Annotated in this window: 4 protein-coding genes and 1 pseudogene; all 5 read left to right on the top strand. The window is 39.4% G+C overall.

Annotated elements, in window-relative coordinates:
- The first annotated feature begins 414 nt into the window (after window positions 1-414).
- Window positions 415-831, top strand: a complete 417-nt coding sequence (fur, locus tag GW12_RS03480) for a ferric iron uptake transcriptional regulator (protein WP_034583428.1) — start codon at window positions 415-417, stop codon at window positions 829-831.
- A gap of 101 nt (window positions 832-932) precedes the next feature.
- The gene (folE2, locus tag GW12_RS03475; protein ID WP_034583425.1) at window positions 933-1838 is read left to right on the top strand and encodes a GTP cyclohydrolase FolE2; all 906 of its coding nucleotides are present in this window, start codon (window positions 933-935) and stop codon (window positions 1836-1838) included.
- Window positions 1832-2251 carry a phosphoribosyl-AMP cyclohydrolase gene (hisI, locus tag GW12_RS03470; protein WP_000233115.1) on the top strand — a complete coding sequence of 140 codons (420 nt, stop codon included), beginning with the start codon at window positions 1832-1834 and terminating at the stop codon, window positions 2249-2251. The genes folE2 and hisI overlap by 7 nt, the downstream gene beginning before the upstream one ends.
- 29 nt (window positions 2252-2280) lie before the next feature.
- Entirely contained in the window at window positions 2281-2841 is a 561-nt protein-coding gene (locus GW12_RS03465; protein WP_034583419.1) for a carbonate dehydratase, read from the top strand.
- Window positions 2816-3352: pseudogene (locus tag GW12_RS03460) on the top strand (amidohydrolase family protein); the annotation flags it as partial. The gene GW12_RS03465 and the pseudogene GW12_RS03460, both read left to right, overlap by 26 nt.
- Window positions 3353-3487 lie beyond the last annotated feature (135 nt).

The raw sequence follows: 3487 nt of genomic DNA, 5'->3' as shown, positions 1-3487 counted from the left end.
TCAGGTCAGGTGGCCTAACTTAAATAAAAAAGTCTCCGACAAACCCGGTACGGTTCATAGCCTTAAAAGAAGAGAGCCCAGAAAACGTTATTAAAAATTATCAGTTACTTCTTTGGATCGGCAATATTCTAAATATTTTTCAGTATGATCCTGAGAAAATATTAAAGCACTCAGCTAGTGAACAAGATTCACCCCTTTCCGAGCAGGAAATCCAAGAAGCGATTCTGGCAAGAAATACAGCACGAAGCAATAAACAATATGCTTTAGCAGATCAAATTCGACAGAAATTGCTTAAAAGTGGCATCCTTTTAGAAGATACCCAGACACAAACAATTTGGAGACTCAATCAATAATGAATGATGTTTACTTATTAAGATTCATCCTTCCCACCTTTATCAAATACGGATTACACATATGGCAATTAGCAATCAAGACCTGAGAAAAGCAGGACTAAAAGTCACTCTTCCGCGAATAAAAATTTTAGAAATATTGGAAAACTCAATTCCTCACCATCTGAGTGCCGAGGATATTTATAAAAAACTATTGGAGCAAGATGAGGATGTTGGACTAGCAACGGTCTATAGAGTCTTAACTCAATTTGAAATGGCAGGTATTATTCAACGCCATAACTTTGATCACAATCATGCTGTATTTGAGATAAAGCAAAATACTTCGCACGATCATCTTGTCTGTCAAGAAACAAACCAAATCATTGAGTTTAAGAATGAAGAAATTGAAAAATTGCTTCTAGATATTGCAACAAAGCATGATTTTCAACTCACAGGACATTCTCTGATCTTATTTGGATATTGTAGAAATTCAACTCAGTAAAATAAAAATCGACTATTTATCAGTTTTTATCACAAGCATACTAGAAATAACACCTATCAAGTGTTATGTTATAACATAACACTTAACACTTACTTTCAATTATGAATGCCTTGCAGCTCCCAGATGTCTCATCTGAACCTTTTCTGAATATGCATGCCTATCCTCTCGATTGGGTCGGAATGGAGAATATCGCCTTACCTATTCACATTCAAAATACACTGTGCGCAAGTAAAGTGAATGCCTATGTCAGCTTAGATAATCCTCAGGCTAAAGGTATTCATATGTCTAGACTGTATACTCGACTGCTGGAACTCCATGCCCTACCTGACCTAACTTTAAGTAAAATTTATCAAGCGCTTCAAGATTTTTTAGCGAGCCATACTGAGCTCTCTCAACAAGCCCGCCTTGATATTCAAGCAGAGTTTAATTTAGAACAACCTGCTTTAGTCAGCGCACTATCGGGCTGGAAAAGTTATCCATTTAGCTTATCCTGTAAGTTAAGTGAGCATACTTTTGAAGCAGAATTAGCAATAGAAATCACCTATTCCTCAACCTGTCCTTGTTCTGCTGCTTTAGCACGTGACCTCATTCAAAAAAGCTTTCAAGATGCCATTGATACAAAAAAAATAAATCCACAAAACACCGATGAAATTATGGCGTGGTTAGGTACAACAGATGCGATTGTAGCAACTCCACACAGCCAAAGAAGTTTTGCTCAGCTACGTTTTAACTTAGACCCTTGTTTACAGTCCATTCCAATTCGGCAATTCATTTCACATGCAGAACAAGCCTTGACAACACCTGTTCAGACAGCTGTCAAACGCGTAGATGAGCAAGCATTCGCATTAGCAAATGGTCAAAATTTAATGTTCTGTGAAGATGCTTTACGCCGCTTATACCACGCATTTGTCAACTACTCAGGTATTTCAGGATTTAACTTCAAAGTCATCCATGCTGAAAGTTTACATGCTCACGATGCAGTCGCTCAGGGATCATGGCAATGGTAGGTTCAACAGTTTTTCTAGACATTGAACAAGGAAAGATGGGGCAATGTTATGAACTGAAAAGCATTATTGATGCTATTCCCTGGAACAAGGATGGACTAATCACTGCCATTGCCCAAGATGGACAAAGTAAAGATGTCTTAATGCTTGCTTGGATTAACCGTGATGCACTACTTGAAACCCTAAATACAAGACAGGTTTGCTATTGGTCTCGCTCGCGGAAGTGCTTATGGCGAAAAGGCGAAAGTTCAGGACATCGTCAAAAACTCATTGAAGCCAGACTTGATTGTGACGGTGACAGCATCCTTTTTTTGGTCGAGCAAACTGGACCAGCCTGCCACACTAATCGCCCCAATTGTTTTTATCTTGGATTAAACACACAACACGCCACAATTTTAACTCAGCCCATTATTTAGCTAATTTATATAACATTGAAGACATTACCATGATTCGTAAAAATCCAACTGGTCATCTCCCTGTCATTGACCAATCCGCTTATATTGATCAGACCGCAATTATTTGTGGAAAAGTCATTATTGAAGCGAACGTATTTGTCGGTCCTTATGCGGTGATCCGTGCAGATGAAGTGGATGAAAATGGCGACATGCAACCCATCATCATTGGTGAAAATTCAAATATTCAAGATGGTGTTGTCATTCATTCAAAAGCAGGTGCACAAGTCACGATTGGAAAAAACTCATCCATCGCCCATCGTTCGATTATTCATGGTCCATGTGTGGTTGGTAACCGCGTATTTGTCGGCTTTAACAGTGTCTTATTCAACTGTAAAGTCGGTGATCATAGTGCCATCCGTCATAATGCAGTTGTCGATGGTCGCGATTTACCTGAATCATTTTATGTCCCTGCGATGAGCTATATCAATGCCCGAACCGACTTAAGCCTATACCCACCGATCGATATTTCTATCAGTGAATTTTCTGAAAGTGTGGTGAGCACTAATATTGAGTTAGTACAAGGTTATAAGGCATTACAAAAAGAATTTTAGACAACTCCCAAATCTCATCATACGTAATGCGAATATAGTTAATGAGGGGCAGCAACAAATCGGTGATGTCCTTATTCAGCAAGGCCGTATTCGTAAAATACAATCTAATATAACGGGTATCCACAATGCCAAGAGCATCGAGGCTGATGGCGCATGGTTACTCCCAGGCATGATTGATGATCAAGTCCACTTCCGCGACCCAGGCTCACCACAAAAAGGGAGTTTTACCTCAGAATCTTTGGCAGCTGCGATAGGTGGAATTACCAGCTTTATGGATATGCCGAATACCAATCCTGCTACATTGGACTTAACTGCACTACACGATAAAAAAGCAATTGCAGCTCAACATAGCATAGCCAATTATGCATTTCACTTTGGGGTAAGTGCACAAAATTTAGATATTGTTGAAGCGCTTGATCCTAAATTGGTTAGCGGCGTGAAAGTTTTTATGGGAGCATCAACGGGTAATATGTTGGTTGATGATCCAAAAATTTTAGAGCGCCTATTTGCGTAAGCGTCCGCTGAACACACCTTCTGAATTCATCCTATAAGCCTTAATTTAGTCCCCACTTAGAAACAAGGTAAGCGTCCGCTGAATCCCATACCAATTTTAATTCGATTTAGGTTTCCAGCAGTGTGGCAGTAA

The sequence above is a fragment of the Acinetobacter sp. HR7 genome, from assembly GCF_000773685.1.
GTDB classification, from domain to species: Bacteria; Pseudomonadota; Gammaproteobacteria; order Pseudomonadales; family Moraxellaceae; genus Acinetobacter; species Acinetobacter thermotolerans.
This window is presented reverse-complemented; position numbering and strand designations above follow the sequence as displayed.